This is a genomic window from Rhizobium leguminosarum, assembly GCF_002953715.1.
In the GTDB taxonomy this organism is placed as follows: domain Bacteria; phylum Pseudomonadota; class Alphaproteobacteria; order Rhizobiales; family Rhizobiaceae; genus Rhizobium; species Rhizobium leguminosarum_V.
This window is the reverse complement of sequence record NZ_CP025012.1, coordinates 4,025,001-4,043,448: the sequence shown is the minus strand read 5'-3', so window position 1 is coordinate 4,043,448 and position 18,448 is coordinate 4,025,001. Positions and strand designations below refer to the sequence as shown.

19 protein-coding genes (1 of these 19 running past the window's edge) are annotated in these 18,448 nt (G+C 61.9%); 15 read left to right on the top strand and 4 right to left on the bottom strand.

All coding sequences use genetic code 11. The annotated features are described in order from the left end of the window. Positions 1 to 22: 22 nt before the first annotated feature. Positions 23 to 217 (bottom strand): hypothetical protein, encoded by a 195-nt coding sequence (locus CUJ84_RS20085; RefSeq protein ID WP_105007496.1) that lies wholly within the window; start codon positions 215 to 217, stop codon positions 23 to 25. Here CUJ84_RS20085 and argJ point away from each other — a divergent pair. The 5 genes from argJ (at position 216) to CUJ84_RS20060 (ending at position 3,340) form a co-directional block, all read left to right on the top strand. After that, positions 216 to 1,457: a bifunctional glutamate N-acetyltransferase/amino-acid acetyltransferase ArgJ gene (gene argJ, locus CUJ84_RS20080; protein WP_105007495.1), complete on the top strand. Its 1,242-nt coding sequence runs from the start codon at positions 216 to 218 to the stop codon at positions 1,455 to 1,457. The two genes, CUJ84_RS20085 and argJ, sit on opposite strands and share 2 nt — an antisense overlap. Beyond that, the gene (locus CUJ84_RS20075) at positions 1,438 to 2,244 is read left to right on the top strand and encodes a GNAT family N-acetyltransferase (RefSeq protein ID WP_105007494.1); all 807 of its coding nucleotides are present in this window, start codon (positions 1,438 to 1,440) and stop codon (positions 2,242 to 2,244) included. Before argJ ends, CUJ84_RS20075 begins: the two co-directional genes overlap by 20 nt. Then, entirely contained in the window at positions 2,241 to 2,654 is a 414-nt protein-coding gene (gene mutT, locus CUJ84_RS20070; RefSeq protein WP_012759141.1) for an 8-oxo-dGTP diphosphatase MutT, read from the top strand. Before CUJ84_RS20075 ends, mutT begins: the two co-directional genes overlap by 4 nt. A gap of 126 nt (positions 2,655 to 2,780) precedes the next feature. After that, positions 2,781 to 3,098 (top strand): hypothetical protein, encoded by a 318-nt coding sequence (locus CUJ84_RS20065; protein ID WP_027682734.1) that lies wholly within the window; start codon positions 2,781 to 2,783, stop codon positions 3,096 to 3,098. A 74-nt stretch (positions 3,099 to 3,172) separates the two neighbouring features. Continuing rightward, a complete protein-coding gene (locus CUJ84_RS20060) occupies positions 3,173 to 3,340 on the top strand; it encodes a Flp family type IVb pilin (RefSeq protein WP_105007493.1) in 168 nt (55 codons plus the stop codon). A gap of 15 nt (positions 3,341 to 3,355) precedes the next feature. Here the strand turns inward: CUJ84_RS20060 and CUJ84_RS20055 are convergent, their stop codons facing one another. Then, a complete protein-coding gene (locus CUJ84_RS20055; protein WP_105007492.1) occupies positions 3,356 to 4,240 on the bottom strand; it encodes a methyltransferase domain-containing protein in 885 nt (294 codons plus the stop codon). Positions 4,241 to 4,417: 177 nt separating this feature from the next. Between CUJ84_RS20055 and CUJ84_RS20050 the strand changes: the two genes are divergently transcribed. Genes CUJ84_RS20050 through CUJ84_RS20035 form a run of 4 tightly spaced genes read left to right on the top strand, consistent with a single transcriptional unit; the run spans position 4,418 to position 6,776 of the window. Beyond that, a complete protein-coding gene (locus tag CUJ84_RS20050) occupies positions 4,418 to 5,194 on the top strand; it encodes a ComF family protein (RefSeq protein ID WP_105007491.1) in 777 nt (258 codons plus the stop codon). A gap of 31 nt (positions 5,195 to 5,225) precedes the next feature. Continuing rightward, a complete protein-coding gene (gene grxC / locus CUJ84_RS20045; RefSeq protein WP_011653683.1) occupies positions 5,226 to 5,483 on the top strand; it encodes a glutaredoxin 3 in 258 nt (85 codons plus the stop codon). Between the two features lie 10 nt (positions 5,484 to 5,493). Further along, complete coding sequence (locus tag CUJ84_RS20040) at positions 5,494 to 6,351, top strand: carbon-nitrogen hydrolase family protein (protein ID WP_105007490.1); 858 nt, start codon at positions 5,494 to 5,496, stop codon at positions 6,349 to 6,351. Continuing rightward, complete coding sequence (locus tag CUJ84_RS20035; protein ID WP_105007489.1) at positions 6,348 to 6,776, top strand: DUF1178 family protein; 429 nt, start codon at positions 6,348 to 6,350, stop codon at positions 6,774 to 6,776. Before CUJ84_RS20040 ends, CUJ84_RS20035 begins: the two co-directional genes overlap by 4 nt. A gap of 85 nt (positions 6,777 to 6,861) precedes the next feature. Here CUJ84_RS20035 and ubiG read toward each other — a convergent pair whose 3' ends face one another. Beyond that, positions 6,862 to 7,608 carry a bifunctional 2-polyprenyl-6-hydroxyphenol methylase/3-demethylubiquinol 3-O-methyltransferase UbiG gene (ubiG, locus tag CUJ84_RS20030; RefSeq protein WP_105007488.1) on the bottom strand — a complete coding sequence of 249 codons (747 nt, stop codon included), beginning with the start codon at positions 7,606 to 7,608 and terminating at the stop codon, positions 6,862 to 6,864. Between the two features lie 295 nt (positions 7,609 to 7,903). Here ubiG and CUJ84_RS20025 point away from each other — a divergent pair, with 295 nt between their 5' ends. The 6 genes from CUJ84_RS20025 to clpB all read left to right on the top strand — a co-directional run bounded on the left by CUJ84_RS20025 (position 7,904) and on the right by clpB (position 17,466). Beyond that, the gene (locus CUJ84_RS20025; protein WP_011653679.1) at positions 7,904 to 9,178 is read left to right on the top strand and encodes an aspartate kinase; all 1,275 of its coding nucleotides are present in this window, start codon (positions 7,904 to 7,906) and stop codon (positions 9,176 to 9,178) included. An 89-nt stretch (positions 9,179 to 9,267) separates the two neighbouring features. Further along, positions 9,268 to 11,535 (top strand): phosphoenolpyruvate--protein phosphotransferase, encoded by a 2,268-nt coding sequence (gene ptsP, locus CUJ84_RS20020; protein WP_105007487.1) that lies wholly within the window; start codon positions 9,268 to 9,270, stop codon positions 11,533 to 11,535. A 29-nt stretch (positions 11,536 to 11,564) separates the two neighbouring features. Further along, complete coding sequence (gene prfA / locus CUJ84_RS20015) at positions 11,565 to 12,644, top strand: peptide chain release factor 1 (protein ID WP_027666756.1); 1,080 nt, start codon at positions 11,565 to 11,567, stop codon at positions 12,642 to 12,644. Continuing rightward, the gene (gene prmC, locus CUJ84_RS20010; RefSeq protein WP_105007486.1) at positions 12,641 to 13,501 is read left to right on the top strand and encodes a peptide chain release factor N(5)-glutamine methyltransferase; all 861 of its coding nucleotides are present in this window, start codon (positions 12,641 to 12,643) and stop codon (positions 13,499 to 13,501) included. The genes prfA and prmC overlap by 4 nt, the downstream gene beginning before the upstream one ends. A 341-nt stretch (positions 13,502 to 13,842) precedes the next feature. Further along, positions 13,843 to 14,613, top strand: a complete 771-nt coding sequence (locus CUJ84_RS20005) for a DUF4167 domain-containing protein (protein WP_105007485.1) — start codon at positions 13,843 to 13,845, stop codon at positions 14,611 to 14,613. A 252-nt stretch (positions 14,614 to 14,865) separates the two neighbouring features. Beyond that, positions 14,866 to 17,466 carry an ATP-dependent chaperone ClpB gene (clpB, locus tag CUJ84_RS20000; RefSeq protein WP_105007484.1) on the top strand — a complete coding sequence of 867 codons (2,601 nt, stop codon included), beginning with the start codon at positions 14,866 to 14,868 and terminating at the stop codon, positions 17,464 to 17,466. Between the two features lie 98 nt (positions 17,467 to 17,564). Here clpB and CUJ84_RS19995 read toward each other — a convergent pair whose 3' ends face one another. Beyond that, positions 17,565 to 18,448 carry the 3' portion of a M23 family metallopeptidase gene (locus CUJ84_RS19995; RefSeq protein WP_105007483.1) on the bottom strand. Its footprint extends 1,057 nt past the window's final position, so only the last 884 of its 1,941 coding nucleotides appear in the window; its start codon lies beyond the right edge, outside the window; the stop codon is at positions 17,565 to 17,567.

Sequence of the window (18,448 nt, the reverse complement as noted above, 5' to 3'; positions counted from 1 at the left end):
GCCCGGTTTTCCGGGCCCTTCATTAGATCCGGATGATTTTGGGCCTGATCCGCCTAAAAACGGAATCCGGATCTAAATCAAAGAAGGTGAGCATGGTGTCGTCCGAAAACCGCTGACACCTTTCGGCATCATGCTCTGGCATCGTTTGTTGTCGCATTTCCGGACGGCGAACCGGTTTCCATTTCGCCTGGAAATGCTCATTGGCAGGTCTCATCATGTCCGGTTCCGTCTCTCCGCTCGCCCCGAAATCCTTCGTCTCGATGCCGCCGCTGCGCGGCGTGCGCATGGCGACGGCTTCCGCCGGCATCAAGTACAAGAACCGCACAGACGTGCTGATGATGGTCTTCGACCGGCCGGCGACTGTTGCGGGCGTTTTTACCCGCTCGAAGTGCCCGTCGGCGCCGGTGGATTTCTGCCGGGCCAATCTCTCCCATGGCAGCGCCCGCGCCGTCGTCGTCAATTCCGGCAATGCCAATGCTTTCACCGGCCTGAAGGGCCGCCAGGCGACCGCGCTGACGGCCAAGTCGGCTGCCGCTGCCGTCGGCTGCGCCGAAAACGAGGTCTATCTGGCCTCGACCGGCGTCATAGGCGAGCCGCTCGATGCCACCAAATTCTCAGGCGTTCTGGACCGGATGCAGGTCGAAGCGACCGGCGATTTCTGGTTCGAGGCCGCCAAGGCGATCATGACGACCGACACCTATCCGAAGGTTTCCACCCGCAGCGCCGAGATCGGCGGCGTGGCCGTGACGATCAACGGTATCGCCAAGGGCGCCGGCATGATCGCGCCTGATATGGCGACGATGCTCTCCTTCGTCGTCACCGATGCCGACATTGCGCCTGCCGCGCTGCAGGCGCTTCTGTCTGACGGCGTTGGCCCGACCTTCAATTCCATGACCGTCGACAGCGACACGTCCACCTCCGATACGCTGATGCTGTTTGCGACGGGTGCCGCGGCTGAGGACGGCCAGGCCCGCATCGAACGTGCCGATGATCCGCGCCTTGCTGCCTTCCGGGCCGCACTCAACGAAGTGCTGAAGGACCTGTCGCTGCAGGTGGTGCGCGACGGCGAGGGTGCCACCAAGATGCTTGAAATCACCGTGACGGGTGCCGAGAGTGATGCCGCCGCCAAGCGTATCGCGCTGTCGATCGCCAATTCGCCGCTGGTCAAGACGGCGGCCGCCGGCGAAGACGCCAATTGGGGCCGTATCGTCATGGCCGTCGGCAAGTCCGGCGAGATGGCCGACCGTGACCGGCTCGCCATCTGGTTCGGCGACATCAGGGTCGCCGTCAATGGCGAGCGTGATCCCGATTATTCCGAGGAGGCCGCCTCGAACGTCATGAAGGCGCAGGATATCCCCGTCAAAGTCGATATCGGGCTCGGCGCCGGCACAGCAACGGTCTGGACCTGCGACCTCACCAAGGAATATGTTGCGATCAATGGCGACTATCGGAGCTGATCGTTCATTGGCGCAGGTATCCATTTTCTCACACAATCTGCCACTGGTGCGCAGGCTGGAGGCCGTCGGCTTTCGTGCCTGGCCGGCGGCATCCGTGCAATATGACGGCAGCTGGCAAGTGCGGCTGACGGCCGGTCACCCATCCAACCGGCTGAATTCGATCGTGCCGCTCGATCCCTCGGATCATCGCGACGTCGAAATCCGCCTGGAAAAGGCGCGCCGGAAGTTCGAGGCCTATGGCCGTGCCGCCGTGGTCCGCCAGACGCCGCTTGCCTCGCCGGTGCTGATCGAACTTCTGCGCGCGCAGAACTGGACGCGCTTCGACGATACGGTGGTGATGACCTGCGACCTTGCCGAGGCGGAGCTGCCGGATACGCTCGATCACCTGCCGACCCATGACGTCGGCCGTTTCGTCGACGCCAATCTCGCCGTCGACCAGGCACCGCCGACGCTGAAGCCGGCGCTTGCCGAAATCATCTCGGCGATCAAGCCGCCATCCGGCCTGTTCATGATCGAGAACGCGGCGGACGGCCCGCTTGCGACCGTGCTCTGCGTCCAGGACAATGACCTTGCCGGCATCATGTCGCTCTCCGTCTCCGAGGCGCGGCGGCGCGAGGGGCTCGGCACCGAGATCCTCACCTCGGCACTGCGCTGGGCGCGCATGCGCAGCGCCCGTTCGGCCTGGCTGCAGGTGAAGCTGTCCAACCGCCCGGCCGTCGCACTCTATGAGCGCCTCGGTTTTCGTGACGCCTATCATTATTGCTATTGGCAAAAGGAGCCGCGATGAGCGAGGCAGGCCGGAAGATATTGCTGGTCGCCGCCTGTGCGCTGATCGATGCCGATGGGCGTATCCTGTTGGCACAGCGTCCCGAGGGAAAGTCGCTTGCCGGGTTGTGGGAGTTTCCGGGCGGCAAGGTCGAACCCGGTGAGACGCCGGAGGAAACGCTGGTGCGCGAGCTTGAGGAAGAGCTCGGCATCAACACCAAGATCGCCTGCCTTGCGCCGCTTACCTTTGCCAGCCACTCCTACGAGACCTTCCACCTTTTGATGCCGCTTTATATCTGCCGGCGCTATGAGGGCATTCCCCAGGGCCGGGAGGGGCAGGCGCTAAAATGGGTGCGTCCGCAGGCGCTGCGCGATTATCCAATGCCGCCGGCCGACGAGCCGCTCATCCCGATGTTGCAGGATTTACTTTAGCGTTGTCTGATTATTATTGTGCCACACCGTTTTCGGCTGTGGATATTAATGGATCGTTTAACACCTTCTGCCAAAGATCGGCCTCAATCAAGCATCTGGCGTGCGTGTATTAAAAGGCTTGACGTCATGGACGATGATTTCTGGAAAGCTGTCCGGGAAAAGGAACGGGCTTCGTCTGCCTCGCGCAGGACGGGTGCGCTGAATATCGCCCTTCTGTTCGGCACGGCGGTGGTCGCGCTGACGCTCATTCTGACGCCAATGCTTGCGGATTCCTCGAAGAAAAGCGTCTTTGCCAGCGCGCCGGTGGATTTCGATACGATCACGACGGGATCAATCCCGAAGACTGACAGCGGCAAGCGTTATACGATCCGCCGCAGCGTCCTTCAGGATACGCCCGGTTCGGTCTGCGTCGTCCAGGGCTATGGCGTCGGCGCCGGTTGCTGAAATATGCCGGCCGTCGCCCGATGGTCGTGGAATTGGTCGTTTGCCGTTGGTTTCGCTCAGAGGGTCGCGAAATAATGCGTATTTTGAAAGCATTTCTTGCAGATAACAGCGGTGCGACGGCAATTGAGTATGGCTTGATCGCCGCCCTCATTTGTGGCGCTCTCGTCTCCGGTCTCGGGGTCTTCACCGGCGCCTTGCAGGACGTCTTCAACGTGATCAACAACAATATGACGGTGAATTGAAGAAGCAGCCGGCCCTTACTGCTTGAGCTTGTGTTCGTCCACCTTCAGTGCATCGGCAAGGCGCGCCTTGGCCGAACCCGGCCTGAGCGGCTTTTGCTGGCTCTCATGGGCAGCCCATCCCGAGACATAGATGATCGAGAAGGTGGCGCGGATACGTCCATCGGGATCGGAATAACGTTCGGCGTAGATCTCCGCCGCGCGCAGGAAGAAGGCGCGTGTCAGCGGCATCCGGGCGCGGGCCGCAAGCGGATTGCTCATGCCCATCGCTCGCAGATCCCGCATCAGCGGAAAGAGCGAATCATAGCGCACCGTATAGTTCTCCGCATCGATTACCGGCAAGGTGAAGCCGGCGCGCTGCATGAGGCTGCCGACATCGCGCACATCCGCGAAGGGAATGACACGCGGGCTTGCGCCACCGGTCATCTCGACCTCGGTGGCCAGCAGCACATCGCGCAGTTCCTGCAACGTGCCGGCGCCGGAGATCGCGGCCATGAACAGGCCGTCCGGCTTCAGGGCGCGGCGGATCTGGATGAAGACACCCGGCGTATCGTTGGTCAGATGCAGGCTGAGCGGCGCAAGAATAAGATTGGCCGATTGCGGTTCAAGCGGCACGTCCTCGAGCGGCGCCTCGATCAAGGTTTCGCCCGGCCTGGCATAGGCCTTCTCGCTTTCGACGCGGATCATCGTGCCGATTTTGCCCGTCGCCAGCGCGGCACGGGCGGCAGCACCAGTTGCGCCATGCAGTTCGACGGCGGTCTCGAAAGTCCGCTCGACCACAGTAAGCCGCTCGGCCATTTCCTCAGCGGCAATGTCGAGCAGGAAGGCGGCTTTCGCGTCGTTGTTTACAAGCGCGCGATGGCGATGTGCGGCGATCAGGGCTCTGTCGAAGATCGTTTCCATGGCGATGTCCTTAGTCCCGTGCCGCCTGTGCGGCAAGACGATTTTCCTTTCGCGAAGAATAGGCTAGAGCGCCGCGTCCACAGGACGCGCTAAGGACGCTCTATCACTTTGAATCTGCGCATAATCCTTTCCGAAAATCGATTCCGATTTTCGGGGTTATGCGCTAGTCTCGGCGGCATGGGACTGATCAACACTGAAAAACCGTCAGAGTTCTTGCGGGCGCATCTCTTGCGGCCGTTTTCGGCGCTTGCCGATTTCTTTTATCCGCCCGCCTGCTCCGTCTGCGGTATTTCCACAGGCGACCATCGCGGGCTCTGCGCAAAATGCTGGTCCGGCATCCGCTTTATCGAACGGCCCTATTGCGAGGTGCTCGGCATTCCCTTCTCGCACGATCTCGGCGCCGGCATCCTCAGCGCCGAGGCGATCGCCAACCCGCCGCCCTTCGACCGGCTGCGGTCGGCGGCAACGCACGACCATGCCGTCCGCGATCTTGTTCATGGGCTCAAATATCGCGATCGCACCGATCTGGCGCCGATGATGGCTGCCTGGATGCTGCGCGCTTCCGACGGGACGGTCGAGAGCTGCGATGCGCTGATCCCGGTGCCGCTGCACCGCACCCGCATGCTGGCGCGCAAGTTCAACCAGGCAGCCGAGCTTGCCCGCCATATGGCAAGGCTCTCGGGCAAGCCGCTGCTTGCCGCCACGCTTGTTCGCGTCAAGCGCACCAGCCAGCAGGTCGGCCTCGGCGCCAAGGCGCGCGAGGACAATGTCAGGGGCGCTTTTGCGATTACCAAGGGTTGCGAAAACGACATTTTCGGCAAGCGTCTCGTCCTCGTCGACGACGTCTATACAACAGGGGCGACGGTCGCTGCGGCAAGCCGGACACTGCGCAAGGCGGGTGCGGCCGACATAACGGTTTTGACCTTTGCAAGGGCTCTCTCCGAGCCTATATGACAGGAATACCCGGCATCAGTCTGGAGAGATTATGGTACCCGTCACCATCTATACGCGGCAGTTTTGCGGCTATTGCACCCGCGCCAAGTCCCTTCTCGAAGAAAAGGGCGTCGAATATGTCGAGCACGACGCGACCTTTTCGCCGGATCTTCGCCAGGAGATGATCGGCAAGTCGAACGGACGGACCACTTTTCCGCAGATTTTCATCGGCGCCGATCATGTCGGCGGTTGCGACGATCTCTTTGCGCTCGATCGGGCCGGCAAGCTCGATCCGATGCTGGCGGCTTGAGGAAGAACCGATGAGCTTCAAGGCCGCAGCTGTTCAGATGTGCTCCGGGGTCGATCCGGTGAAGAATGCCGCCGCCATGGCGCGGCTGGTGCGCGAGGCCGTTGCCCAGGGCGCGACCTATGTGCAGACACCCGAGATGACCGGCATGCTGCAGCGAGACCGTGCGGCGGCACGCGCCGTGCTTGCCGACGAGGCGCATGACATTATCGTTAAGACAGGCTCAGAGCTTGCCGTGGAACTCGGCATCCACATGCATGTCGGTTCGACAGCGATTGCCCTTGCCGACGGCAAGATCGCCAATCGCGGTTTCCTGTTCGGCCCCGACGGCAGGATTCTCAATCGCTACGACAAGATCCATATGTTCGACGTCGATCTCGATAATGGCGAGAGCTGGCGTGAAAGTGCCGCCTATACAGCCGGCTCGGAGGCCCGCGTCCTGTCGCTGCCCTTTGCCGAAATGGGCTTTGCGATCTGTTACGACGTGCGTTTTCCCGCGCTCTTCCGCGCCCAGGCCATGGCCGGCGCCGAGGTGATGACAGTTCCCGCCGCCTTTACCAAGCAGACCGGCGAGGCGCATTGGGAGATCCTGCTCAGGGCACGGGCGATCGAGAACGGTGTCTTCGTCATTGCCGCCGCGCAGGCCGGCTGGCACGAGGACGGGCGCGAGACCTTCGGCCATTCGATGATCATCGATCCCTGGGGCACGGTGCTGGCTTCGGCCGGCGCCAGCGGTGAGGCGGTTATCGTCTCCGAGATCGATCCCGCCGCGGTCAAGGCCGCGCATGACAAGATCCCGAACCTGAGGAATGGCCGGGAATTCTCGGTCGAGAAGATTGCGGGAGCAGTCGCCGGAGGCGTCGCCGCTTGATCCGCTATTCCCTCACCTGTGACAATGCCCATGAATTCGAAGGCTGGTTTTCGGAAAGCGCCGATTTCGATCGTCAGGTCGAAACCGGTTTCCTGACCTGCCCGGTCTGTCATTCCGCCGCCATTTCCAAGCTGTTGATGGCGCCTTCGGTGTCGACGGCGCGGAAGAAGGACGAGAGGCAGACGCTGGCGATGGATGCCATGCGTCGCGAGGCCCTGCAAAAACTCAAGGAGGCCGTTGCGGCGGTCAAGGCCAATTCCGAGGACGTCGGCGCGCAATTTCCAGAGGAAGCCCGCAAGATCCATTACGGCGAGGCGGATGCCCGCGGCATCATCGGCCAGGCGACGTTCGACGAGGCGCAGGCGCTCCTCGAAGAGGGCATCGAGATCGCAGCCATTCCTGTTTTGCCGGAAGACGTAAACTGACATGCAGTCCGCGCGTCTGGCCGTCTGCAATTTCAGCCTGCATGTCGAGCTGCTGAAAGTGTAGCCGGCTTACTGGCGGCGGAAACTATGCCGGCCGCTTCGCCAGCAGCATATAATTCACGTCCATATCCTTGGACAGGTTCCATTGGTTCGATAGCGGATTGAAGAAGACGCCGGTGCGGTCGGTGATCTCGAGGCCGTTTGCCGCCAGCGGCTTTTCCAGCTCTTCCGGGCGTACCAGCTTTTCATACTGATGCGTTCCGCGCGGCAGCCAGCGCAGAATGTTCTCGGCGGCGAAGATGGCAAGCGCTGCCGCCTTCATCGTGCGGTTGATGGTGGCAACGAAGATCAGGCCGCCGGGGCGGACCATTTTTGCGCAGGTCGTCATGAAGAATTCGACATCGGCGACGTGCTCCACCACCTCCATGTTCAAGACGATATCGAAGGTCTCGCCAGCCTCAGCGAGCTCTTCGGCGGTGACGGCGCGATAGTCGACCGAAACGCCGGAGGCCTTCGCATGGGTGGAGGCGATGCCAATATTCTTCTCGGACGGATCGGCGCCGACGACGGAGGCGCCCATGCGGGCGACAGGTTCGGACAACAGACCGCCGCCGCAGCCGATATCGAGCACGCGCAGGCCCTCGAGCGGGCGGGCGCTTTTCGGATCACGGCCGAAATTCTCGCAGGCTTTGTCGCGGATATAGCCGAGGCGGACGGGATTGAACTTGTGCAGCGGTCTGAATTTTCCGGTCGGGCTCCACCATTCCGCCGCCATCGCCGAGAAGCGGTCCACTTCGCCCTGGTCGATCGTGCTTCTGGCGCCTTCCGTCATCGTCCACTCCTTCATTCGCTAAAAGTGAAGTCGGACGATCGGGGGCATAAGTCAAGGGTGCAGACCAAAGGACTGGCGAGGGCGGAACCGCTCGCCAATAGCTTTTATCCCCGCGCTTGCCTCCCCCCGCCAAACTCGCTAAGAGACGCCGCAACTTGGGGCCTTTGGGGACCTGGGCTTTAGAGCGGCTCCGGAAGTTGGGAATCCGGCTCTTGGGCCAAGCGGTCTGCCCCAGAGCTTTCGTGATGCCGGGTCCGGTTTTCCGCTTTCCCGGCGCCAGTCGTGGTAGAGGCATATGGCACGCATCGTAATGAAATTCGGCGGCACGTCCGTCGCTGACCTGGACCGCATCAAGAATGTTGCCCGCCACGTAAAACGCGAAGTCGATGCCGGGCACGAGGTCGCGGTGGTGGTGTCGGCCATGTCCGGCAAGACCAATGAACTGGTCGGCTGGGTCCAGGGCACGCCAAAGGTGATCGGCGCCAATTCTCCGTTTTACGATGCGCGGGAATATGACGCGGTGGTCGCATCCGGCGAGCAGGTGACATCCGGGCTGCTGGCGATCGCATTGCAGGCGATGGATATCAATGCCCGTTCCTGGCAGGGATGGCAGATCCCGATCCGCACCGACAACGCGCATGGCGCGGCACGGATCATGGAGATTGACGGCTCCGACATCGTCAAACGCATGGGCGAGGGGCAGGTCGCGGTCATCTCCGGCTTCCAGGGGTTGGGACCCGACAACCGTATCGCGACGCTCGGGCGCGGCGGATCGGACACTTCGGCCGTCGCAATCGCGGCAGCTGTCAAGGCAGACCGCTGCGATATCTATACTGATGTCGACGGCGTCTACACGACCGACCCGCGCATCGTGCCGAAGGCGCGCAGGCTGAAGAAGATCGCCTTCGAAGAAATGCTGGAAATGGCCTCGCTCGGCGCCAAGGTATTGCAGGTGCGTTCGGTCGAGCTTGCCATGGTGCACAAGGTGCGCACCTTCGTGCGCTCGTCATTCGAAGACCCCGATGCTCCGGGCATGGGTGATCTGCTGAACCCACCCGGAACGCTGATTTGTGACGAGGATGAAATCGTGGAACAGGAAGTAGTCACCGGCATCGCCTATGCCAAGGATGAGGCTCAGATCTCGCTTCGCCGTCTTGCCGACCGGCCGGGCGTTTCCGCGGCGATCTTCGGGCCGCTCGCCGAATCCCATATCAATGTCGACATGATCGTCCAGAATATCTCCGAGGACGGGTCGAAGACCGACATGACCTTCACCGTGCCGTCAGGCGACGTCGAGAAGGCGATCAAGGTGCTCGGCGACCATAAGGAGAAGATCGGCTACGATGTCGTGCAGAACGAATCGGGGCTGGTGAAAGTATCGGTCATCGGCATCGGCATGCGCAGCCACGCGGGCGTGGCTGCGACCGCATTTCGTGCACTTGCCGAAAAAGGCATCAACATCAAGGCGATCACCACCTCCGAGATCAAGATTTCCATCCTGATCGACGGTCCCTATGCAGAACTCGCTGTCAGGACTTTGCATTCCTGCTACGGTCTGGATAAGAATTGATTCCCAGTGGGCGGCCTGCCCCTTCAGGTTGAGGAGACGAGGGCCGGCCTGCCGGGACTGAGTGCGTTGTTTCGGGAGCTTGAGACGCCATGAGAGACCTTTCCGGCGGTCCGCGCGTGCTGCTCAGGCGGCTGCGCGAGTTGATGGCGGAGCCGCTGGAGCCGCAGGAGCGTCTTGACCGGATCGTCCGCCAGATCGCCGGCAATATGGTGGCGGAGGTTTGCTCCGTCTATGTGCTGCGCGCCGACGGCGTACTCGAACTCTACGCGACCGAAGGCCTCAACCGCGAGGCCGTGCATCTGGCGCAACTGAAGATGGGGCAGGGCCTGGTCGGCACCATCGCGGCTTCGGCCCAGCCGTTGAACCTTTCCGACGCGCAGTCGCACCCTGCTTTCCGCTACCTGCCGGAGACGGGCGAAGAAATCTACCATTCCTTCCTCGGCGTGCCGATCCTCAGGACCGGGCGATCGCTCGGCGTTCTCGTCGTGCAGAACAAGGCGAGCCGCAACTATCGCGAGGAAGAGCTGGAAGCGCTCGAGACGACGGCGATGGTGCTTGCCGAGATGATCGCCACCGGCGAACTCAAGAAGATCACCAAGCCGGGCCTCGAACTCGACCTGACGCGCTCGGTGACCGTCGACGGCGACACTTATAATGACGGCATCGGCCTCGGCTACGTCGTGCTACACGAGCCGCGCATCGTCGTCACCAACCTGCTCAACGAGGATGCAGAGAAGGAAATCCGGCGGCTGGCCGAAGCCATGGGCTCGCTTCGGATTTCGATCGACGACATGCTGTCGCGTCGCGACGTGTCGATGGAGGGCGAACATCGTGAGGTGCTCGAAACCTATCGCATGTTCGCCCATGACCAGGGCTGGGTGCGCAAGCTCGAGGAGGCGATCCGCAACGGCCTGACGGCGGAAGCGGCGGTCGAGAAGGTGCAGAGCGACACCAAGGCGCGGATGATGCGGTTGACCGACCCTTATCTGCGCGAACGCATGCATGATTTCGAGGATCTGGCGAACCGGCTGCTCAGACAGTTGACGGGTTATACCGGCCGGACGACTGCCGAAGGTTTCCCCAGCGACGCAATCATCCTGGCGCGCGCCATGGGGGCAGCCGAGCTGCTCGATTATCCGCGTTCCAATGTGCGTGGGCTGGTGTTGGAAGAAGGGGCGGTGACGAGCCACGTGGTGATCGTCGCGCGCGCCATGGGCATTCCGGTCATCGGCCAGGCGGCTGGTGTGGTGGCGCTCGCCGAGAATGGTGATGCCGTGATCATCGATGCCGACGAGGGACATGTTCATCTGCGGCCGATGGCCGATCACCGGCGTTCCTATGAGGAAAAGGTCCGCTTCCGCGCCAGGCGGCAGGAACAGTTCCGGGCGTTGCGCGCCGTCGAGCCGGTGACCAAGGATGGGCAGCGGATCGCGCTGATGATGAATGCGGGGCTGTTGGTCGACCTGCCGCAGCTTTCGGAATCGGGCGCCGAGGGCATCGGCCTCTTCCGGACCGAGCTGCAGTTCATGATCGCCTCCACCATGCCAAAGGCGGACGAGCAGGAACAGTTCTATCGCAATGTGATAAAACAGGCGGCGGGCCGCCCCGTCACCTTCCGTACGCTTGATATCGGCGGCGACAAGGTGGTGCCCTATTTCCGCGGCCATGAGGAAGAAAATCCGGCACTCGGCTGGCGCGCCATCCGGCTGTCGCTCGACCGGCCGGGACTGTTGCGCACCCAGTTGCGCGCCCTGCTGAAGGCATCGGCCGACACCGAGCTGAAGCTGATGGTGCCGATGGTGACCGAGGTTTCTGAGCTGAAGATGGTGCGCGAGCTCTTGCAGAAGGAAGTGCAGCATCTCTCGCGCTTCGGCCACGGCTTGCCGCGCAAGCTGCAATTCGGGGCGATGCTGGAGGTGCCGGCACTGCTTTGGCAACTCGACGAACTGATGGAGGCGGTCGATTTCGTGTCAGTCGGTTCGAACGACCTCTTCCAGTTCTCGATGGCGGTCGATCGCGGCAATGCAAGGGTTTCGGACCGCTTCGATCCGCTCGGCAAGCCGTTCTTGCGTATCCTGCGCGATATCGTGCGCGGGGCGGAGCGGAACAAGACGCCGGTGACGCTCTGCGGCGAGCTCGCCAGCAAACCCATCTCGGCGATGGCGCTGCTCGGCATTGGCTTCCGCTCGATCTCGATGTCGCCGGCCTCGATCGGACCGGTGAAGGCGATGCTGCTCGGGCTGGATGTCGGAGCGCTGACGAAGGCGATGAACGAGGTGCTGGATGATCACCACGCCTTGATGCCGATGCGCGAGGTGCTTGCCCGCTTCGCCGAGAGCCACAATATTCCCCTTTAGACAGATATTAAGAAGAATCGGAGTGAAGGGTGGCGAAACTTCCCGTTGAAAAGATGCGCGAGCTGGAACGCCGTTTCGGCGAGATCGAGGCGCGCATGTCGGCTGGTCCGGCTGCCGATGTCTATGTGAAGCTCGCATCCGAATATTCCGAGCTGCAGCCTGTCGTGACGAAGATCCGCGTCTATGAGAAGGCGGTCGCCGAGCTTGCCGATCTCGAAACGCTGCTCGAGGACAGGTCGGTCGACCGCGAGATGCGCGACCTCGCCGAGTTGGAGCTGCCCGAGGTGAAAGAGCAGATCGAGGCGCTGGAACAGGAGATGCAGATCCTGCTTCTGCCGAAGGATGCAGCGGACGAAAAGAGCGCGATCCTCGAAATCCGCGCCGGCACGGGCGGCTCGGAAGCCGCCCTTTTCGCCGGCGATCTCTTTCGCATGTATGAGCGCTTTGCGGCGGAAAAGGGCTGGAAGGTGGAGGTGCTCTCGGCGAGCGAGGGCGAAGCCGGCGGCTACAAGGAAATCATCGCGACGATCACCGGCAGGGGCGTCTTCGCCAAGCTGAAATTCGAATCCGGCGTGCATCGCGTGCAGCGTGTGCCGGAAACCGAGGCGGGCGGGCGCATCCACACGTCGGCCGCGACGGTGGCGGTGCTGCCAGAGGCCGAGGAGATCGACATCGAGATCCGGGCTGAAGACATCCGCATCGACACGATGCGCTCTTCGGGTGCTGGTGGCCAGCACGTCAATACGACTGACTCGGCGGTGCGCATCACCCACCTGCCGAGCGGCATCGTCGTTACCAGCTCGGAAAAATCGCAACACCAAAATCGCGCCAAGGCGATGCAGGTGCTGCGCTCCAGGCTTTACGATGCCGAGCGGCAGAGGGCCGACAGCGAGCGCTCTGCCGATCGCAAAAGCCAGGTCGGCTCCGGCGATCGCTCCGAACGCATTCGCACCTATAATTTCCCGCAGGGGCGAGTGACTGACCATCGCATCAATCTGACGCTTTATAAGCTCGACCGAATGATGGAAGGCGAGATCGAGGAGGTCGTCGACGCGCTGATGGCCGATTACCAGGCCAGCCAGCTGGCACAGCTCGGCGAGCAACAATGAGCTCGACGGTCGCCGATATGCTTGCCGAAGCGCGCCGTCGCTTCACCGAAGCAGGTATCGTCGACCCGGCGACCGATGCGCGGCTGCTTGTCGCGGGCCTTCTGACATTGTCGCCGACCGAGCTGTTGACGCGATCGGCCGAGAGGCTTTCTCCTGAGCAGGCCGAAGTGATTTTCAAGGCGCTGGAGCGGCGGATCGGCCATGAACCGGTGCATCGGATTCTCGGCGAGCGGGAATTCTATGGCCTGCCGCTGCGGCTCTCGGCAGAAACGCTGGAACCGCGGCCGGATACGGAAATCCTAGTCGATACGGTTCTCGTCTATCTCAAAGACCTTGCAAAGGCACAAAGCCGTCTCCATATCCTTGACATGGGAACCGGGACCGGGGCGATATGCCTTGCGCTTTTGAGCGAATGTCCTGATGCGTCAGGTGTCGGCAGCGACATATCGGCGGATGCACTTTTGACGGCAAGATCGAATGCAGAAAGAAACGGGTTGCAGGATCGTTTTCAGGCCGTCCAATCGAGTTGGTTCGAGGACATTCAGGGATCCTTTCACGCGATTGTCTCAAATCCGCCCTATATTGCTTCCAATGTCATTCACGATCTCGCTCCCGAAGTGACGAAATTTGATCCGGCTGCGGCTCTGGATGGCGGCCCGGATGGGCTTGACGCTTACAAAGCGATAGCCAAGGATGCGGCAAGGTTCATCAGGCCCGATGGGGTCGTCGGACTGGAGATCGGCTACGATCAGTGTAACGACGTGACGGCGATCTTTGAAGCGAAAGGCTTCAGGTGCCTCAAATCCGTGAAAGATTATGGTCAGAACGACAGGGTGCTTGTGTTCGCGCTCGCGTGAGAGACGATAATGCGGCATTGAACAGGACATTATTGTTATTGCGAAGAAAAGGCTTGGATTTCCCGGTGAAGCAATATAGGTTGCGGTCACGTGTTGGGCAGATAGGAATGAACGAGATTCGTTCGGTACTTGGTTTGCCTCGGGGGTCCGCTCTTTTAAACGAGAGTTTCAACGGTTGAACACGACCCAATGCGTGAATCAGTCAAACTGACTTGAGAACCAAGCGGCAGGTCGGCGCAAAGGCGCAGTATGCTCGCGGCACAAAGGTCCTGACCCGGTTTCCGGTCATGGCGGTTGGTGCCATGTATCCATCACAAACAGAGAATTCAGGTGAACGATCTATGAGGCCAGGACAGCAGAACAAGCGCGGTCGAGGGCGTGGTAACAATAACGGCGGCGGCGGTGGCGGCGGCGGTGGAAATAACAATAACAACAATTTCAACCGCAAGGGCGGCAATCCGCTCACCCGGAGCTATGACAGCTCCGGCCCCGATGTGAAGATTCGCGGTACGGCGCAGCATATCGCCGAAAAATACGCGCAGCTCGCCCGCGACGCCCATAGCTCCGGTGATCGTGTGATGGCCGAGAACTATCTCCAGCACGCCGAACATTACAATCGTATCATCGCCAGCGCCCAGGCGCAGATGCAGGAACGCTTCCAGCGCGACGACCGCGGCGAGTACAATGATCGCGACGGTGCGGACCGCGACGGCGATGATATGGATAACAATGAGAACGAGAATGACAATGACGGCGACGATGTCGTTATCGTCCAGCCGCCGCAGAGCCGGCCGCACCAGCCGCAGCAGAGCAGACAACACCAGCCGCAGGCACAGCCGAAGCCGGTAGCCGCTCAGGCGCCTGCACCGGCACCCCAGTCCGAGGTCATCGATGGAACCGGCCCGCAGCCGGAGATCGAAGGCATTCCGGCTGAAGTCGCGATGGACGAGGAAGGTGCCGGCGGCCAGCCGCGCGAACGCCAGCCCCGCCGCCGCAGCACCGGCAGCCGTCCCCGTCGCCCGCGTCGCGGTGCTGAGGGCGAAGAAGCCGCGGCTGAAGGCGAGGGCGCCTCTGCCGAGGCGCCGGTGCTGGCTGACGTCGCATCGGAATGAGGATTTCGCTTCCCCTTCAGGGGAGAGCGTGAGGTTCATGCCATCTGCTCGAATTAGCTTGAAAATCCCCGGCCTTGTGCCGGGGATTTTCATTTTATGGGCTCTTTAAACTCATAGAACAGGCTACCATATTCTCTTCGAACTGCTTCGCCCAAATCCCAGACGGGCAAAGCACGACCTGCCTTTTCAGGGGGTCGATCTCAATCATCGGTCTGCGCCTCGACAGGGCAGGGCGATCCATGGAGGTAGAATATGAATATCGAGAAATATTCGGAGCGGGTGCGCGGTTTCATCCAGTCCGCCCAGACCTATGCGTTGGCGCAGGGTCACCAGCAATTTACGCCGGAACATGTGCTGAAAGTCCTGCTCGACGACGATCAGGGCATGGCGGCGTCGCTGATCGAGCGCGCCGGCGGCGATGCCAAGGCCGCCCGCCTTGCCAATGACGCGGCTCTCGCCAAATTGCCGAAGATCTCCGGCGGCAACGGCAATATCTATCTGGCACAACCACTCGCCAAGGTCCTTTCGACCGCCGAAGAAGCGGCGAAGAAGGCCGGCGACAGCTTCGTCACGGTGGAACGCCTGCTGCAGGCGCTGGCGATCGAATCCTCGGCCTCGACCTTTTCGACGCTGAAGAACGCAGGCGTGACGGCCCAGGGCCTCAACCAGGTCATCAACGACATCCGCAAGGGTCGGACGGCGGATTCCTCCAATGCCGAGCAGGGTTTCGACTCGCTGAAAAAGTTCGCACGCGATCTCACTGCCGAAGCCCGCGAGGGCAAGCTAGACCCGGTGATCGGCCGCGACGACGAAATCCGCCGCACCATCCAGGTGCTTTCGCGCCGCACCAAGAACAATCCTGTGCTGATCGGCGAACCCGGCGTCGGCAAGACGGCGATCGTCGAGGGCCTGGCGCTGCGCATCGTCAACGGCGACGTGCCGGAGTCGCTCAAGGACAAGAAGCTGATGGCGCTCGACATGGGCGCGCTGATTGCCGGTGCGAAATACCGCGGCGAATTCGAGGAGCGGCTAAAGGCCGTGCTCAATGAAGTCCAGGCTGAGAACGGCGAGATCATCCTGTTCATCGACGAGATGCACACGCTGGTCGGCGCCGGCAAGGCAGATGGGGCGATGGATGCCTCCAACCTCCTCAAGCCCGCCCTTGCCCGCGGTGAGCTGCATTGCGTTGGCGCGACCACGCTTGATGAATATCGCAAACATGTCGAGAAGGATCCGGCCCTTGCCCGCCGCTTCCAGCCCGTCGTCGTCGACGAACCGACGGTCGAAGACACGATCTCGATCCTGCGTGGCTTGAAGGAAAAATACGAGCAGCATCACAAGGTGCGTATCGCCGATGCGGCGCTGGTGGCCGCTGCGACGCTTTCCAACCGCTATATCACCGACCGTTTCCTGCCCGACAAGGCGATCGACCTGATGGACGAGGCGGCGGCGCGGTTGCGCATGCAGGTTGATTCCAAGCCGGAAGAGCTCGACGAACTCGACCGCCGCATCATGCAGCTGAAGATCGAGCGCGAAGCGCTAAAAAAGGAAACGGACGTCGCGTCCGCCGACCGTCTGAAGCGGCTGGAAACCGAAGTGACCGATCTCGAGGAACAGGCCGATGCGCTGACGGCCCGCTGGCAGGCGGAAAAGCAGAAACTCGGCCTTGCCGCCGATCTCAAAAAGCAGCTCGATGATGCCCGCAACGAACTGGCGATCGCCCAGCGCAAAGGCGAATTCCAGCGTGCCGGCGAGCTGACCTACGGCGTCATTCCCGACCTTGAAAAGCAGCTCGTCGATGCCGAGAAGCAGGATGGTGACCGCGGCGCGATGGTGCAGGAGGTGGTCACCCCCGACAACATCGCCCATGTCGTGTCCCGCTGGACCGGCATTCCGGTCGACAGGATGCTGGAGGGCGAACGCGACAAGCTGCTTCGGATGGAAGATGAGCTGGCGAAATCGGTGATCGGTCAGGGCGATGCGGTGCAGGCCGTGTCGCGCGCCGTCCGTCGCGCACGTGCCGGCCTGCAGGATCCGAACCGGCCGATCGGCTCGTTCATCTTCCTCGGCCCGACCGGCGTCGGCAAGACGGAGCTCACCAAAGCGCTGGCCCGCTTTCTCTTCGACGACGAAACGGCGATGGTGCGCATGGACATGTCGGAATATATGGAGAAGCACTCCGTTGCCCGGCTGATCGGTGCGCCTCCCGGCTATGTCGGTTATGATGAAGGCGGAGCGCTGACAGAAGCCGTGCGCCGCAGGCCCTATCAGGTCGTACTGTTCGACGAGATCGAAAAGGCGCATCCCGATGTCTTCAACATATTGCTGCAGGTGCTGGACGACGGACGTCTGACCGACGGCCAGGGCCGGACGGTCGATTTCCGCAACACGATGATCATCATGACCTCGAACCTCGGCGCCGAATATCTGACGCAGCTGAGGGACGGCGATGACAGCGACACGGTTCGCGAGCAGGTGATGGAGGTCGTGCGCGGGCATTTCCGGCCGGAATTCCTGAACCGCATCGACGAGATCATCCTCTTCCATCGCCTGAAGCGCGAGGAAATGGGCGCGATCGTCGATATCCAGCTGAAGCGGCTGGCGGCCCTGCTGTCCGAGCGCAAGATCGTCATCGATCTCGACGAGGAAGCCCGCCACTGGCTGGCGAACAAGGGTTACGATCCGGTCTACGGCGCAAGGCCACTGAAGCGGGTGATCCAGAAATTCGTGCAGGATCCGTTGGCCGAGCAGATCCTGTCTGGCCAGGTGCCGGACGGATCGACGGTAAAAGTGACGAGCGGTTCGGACCGGCTGCAGTTCAGGACGAGGCAGACGGTGAGCGAAGCGGCGTAAACCGGTTTGCCGGATGAATGATAAATGGCGGCTTCGGGCCGCCATTTTTCGCCTGGTGGCCGAGGCGTCTGTTGGAGGGGAAGCAGCGTAGATGGACGCTACTTGCTCGCCACCTGGTCCGGCGTCTGGTTGTTCAGCAGCGTATCGATGCGCTTGCGCTCGTCCTCGAATTTCGCCAGCGCCTCGCCCTGTAGCGATTTGCCGCCCGGCAGGCGGATACGCAGCGGATCGACCTTGGTGCCGTTGACGATCAGCTCGTAATGCAGGTGTGGGCCGGTGGATTCGCCCGTCGTGCCGACCCAGCCAATCACCTGGCCCTGGCGGATCTTGGCGCCGGGGACGACGCCCTTGGCGATGGCGCTCTGGTGATTGTAGGAGGATTCATAGCCATTGGCATGGCGGACGATCGTCTGGTTGCCGTAACCGCCGGAATCCCAGCCGGCTTTTTCGACCGTGCCATTGCCGGCGGCGATGATCGCCGTGCCGCGCGGCGCTGCCCAATCGACGCCGGTGTGCATGCGGGCAAAACCGAGGATGGGGTGGCGGCGCATGCCGAAGCCCGATTTGAAGATGCCGTTCGGCACCGGGTTGCGCAGCAGGAACTGGCGGATGCTCTTGCCGTTCTCGTCGAAATAATCGACCGTGCCGTCGTCGGGGTCCTGGAAGCGATAGAAGCGCGTCTGCGTGTCGCCGAAACGGGCATTGACATAGAGCAGTTCGGAATCCTCGGTCGCCTGGCCGGCGCTGTCGGCGACGGAGAAGAAAGCCTCGAGACTGTCGGTCGGCCTCAGCTGCGCCTGGAAATCGACATTGCTGGCGAGCAGCTTGATGATCAGCGCCGTCATATCCTTGGTCATGCCGTAGGAAAGGGCAGCACGATAGATGCCGTCATAGACGCGCGGCAGGTTCTGGCCGGGGGGCGGTGCGAAGGAATTGTCGTCGAAGGCGGTGGCGATGGCATCCAGCATCGGCGGTTCGCTGC

Bases quoted from the DNA above. Each gene is read 5' to 3' on its own strand.
- argJ (WP_105007495.1), top strand. From the start codon at position 216: ATGTCCGGTTCCGTCTCTCCGCTCGCCCCGAAATCCTTCGTCTCGATG.
- CUJ84_RS20085 (WP_105007496.1), bottom strand. From the start codon at position 217: ATGATGAGACCTGCCAATGAGCATTTCCAGGCGAAATGGAAACCGGTT.
- CUJ84_RS20075 (WP_105007494.1), top strand. From the start codon at position 1,438: ATGGCGACTATCGGAGCTGATCGTTCATTGGCGCAGGTATCCATTTTC.
- mutT (WP_012759141.1), top strand. From the start codon at position 2,241: ATGAGCGAGGCAGGCCGGAAGATATTGCTGGTCGCCGCCTGTGCGCTG.
- CUJ84_RS20065 (WP_027682734.1), top strand. From the start codon at position 2,781: ATGGACGATGATTTCTGGAAAGCTGTCCGGGAAAAGGAACGGGCTTCG.
- CUJ84_RS20060 (WP_105007493.1), top strand. From the start codon at position 3,173: ATGCGTATTTTGAAAGCATTTCTTGCAGATAACAGCGGTGCGACGGCA.
- CUJ84_RS20055 (WP_105007492.1), bottom strand. From the start codon at position 4,240: ATGGAAACGATCTTCGACAGAGCCCTGATCGCCGCACATCGCCATCGC.
- CUJ84_RS20050 (WP_105007491.1), top strand. From the start codon at position 4,418: ATGGGACTGATCAACACTGAAAAACCGTCAGAGTTCTTGCGGGCGCAT.
- grxC (WP_011653683.1), top strand. From the start codon at position 5,226: ATGGTACCCGTCACCATCTATACGCGGCAGTTTTGCGGCTATTGCACC.
- CUJ84_RS20040 (WP_105007490.1), top strand. From the start codon at position 5,494: ATGAGCTTCAAGGCCGCAGCTGTTCAGATGTGCTCCGGGGTCGATCCG.
- ubiG (WP_105007488.1), bottom strand. From the start codon at position 7,608: ATGACGGAAGGCGCCAGAAGCACGATCGACCAGGGCGAAGTGGACCGC.
- CUJ84_RS20025 (WP_011653679.1), top strand. From the start codon at position 7,904: ATGGCACGCATCGTAATGAAATTCGGCGGCACGTCCGTCGCTGACCTG.
- ptsP (WP_105007487.1), top strand. From the start codon at position 9,268: ATGAGAGACCTTTCCGGCGGTCCGCGCGTGCTGCTCAGGCGGCTGCGC.
- prmC (WP_105007486.1), top strand. From the start codon at position 12,641: ATGAGCTCGACGGTCGCCGATATGCTTGCCGAAGCGCGCCGTCGCTTC.
- CUJ84_RS20005 (WP_105007485.1), top strand. From the start codon at position 13,843: ATGAGGCCAGGACAGCAGAACAAGCGCGGTCGAGGGCGTGGTAACAAT.
- clpB (WP_105007484.1), top strand. From the start codon at position 14,866: ATGAATATCGAGAAATATTCGGAGCGGGTGCGCGGTTTCATCCAGTCC.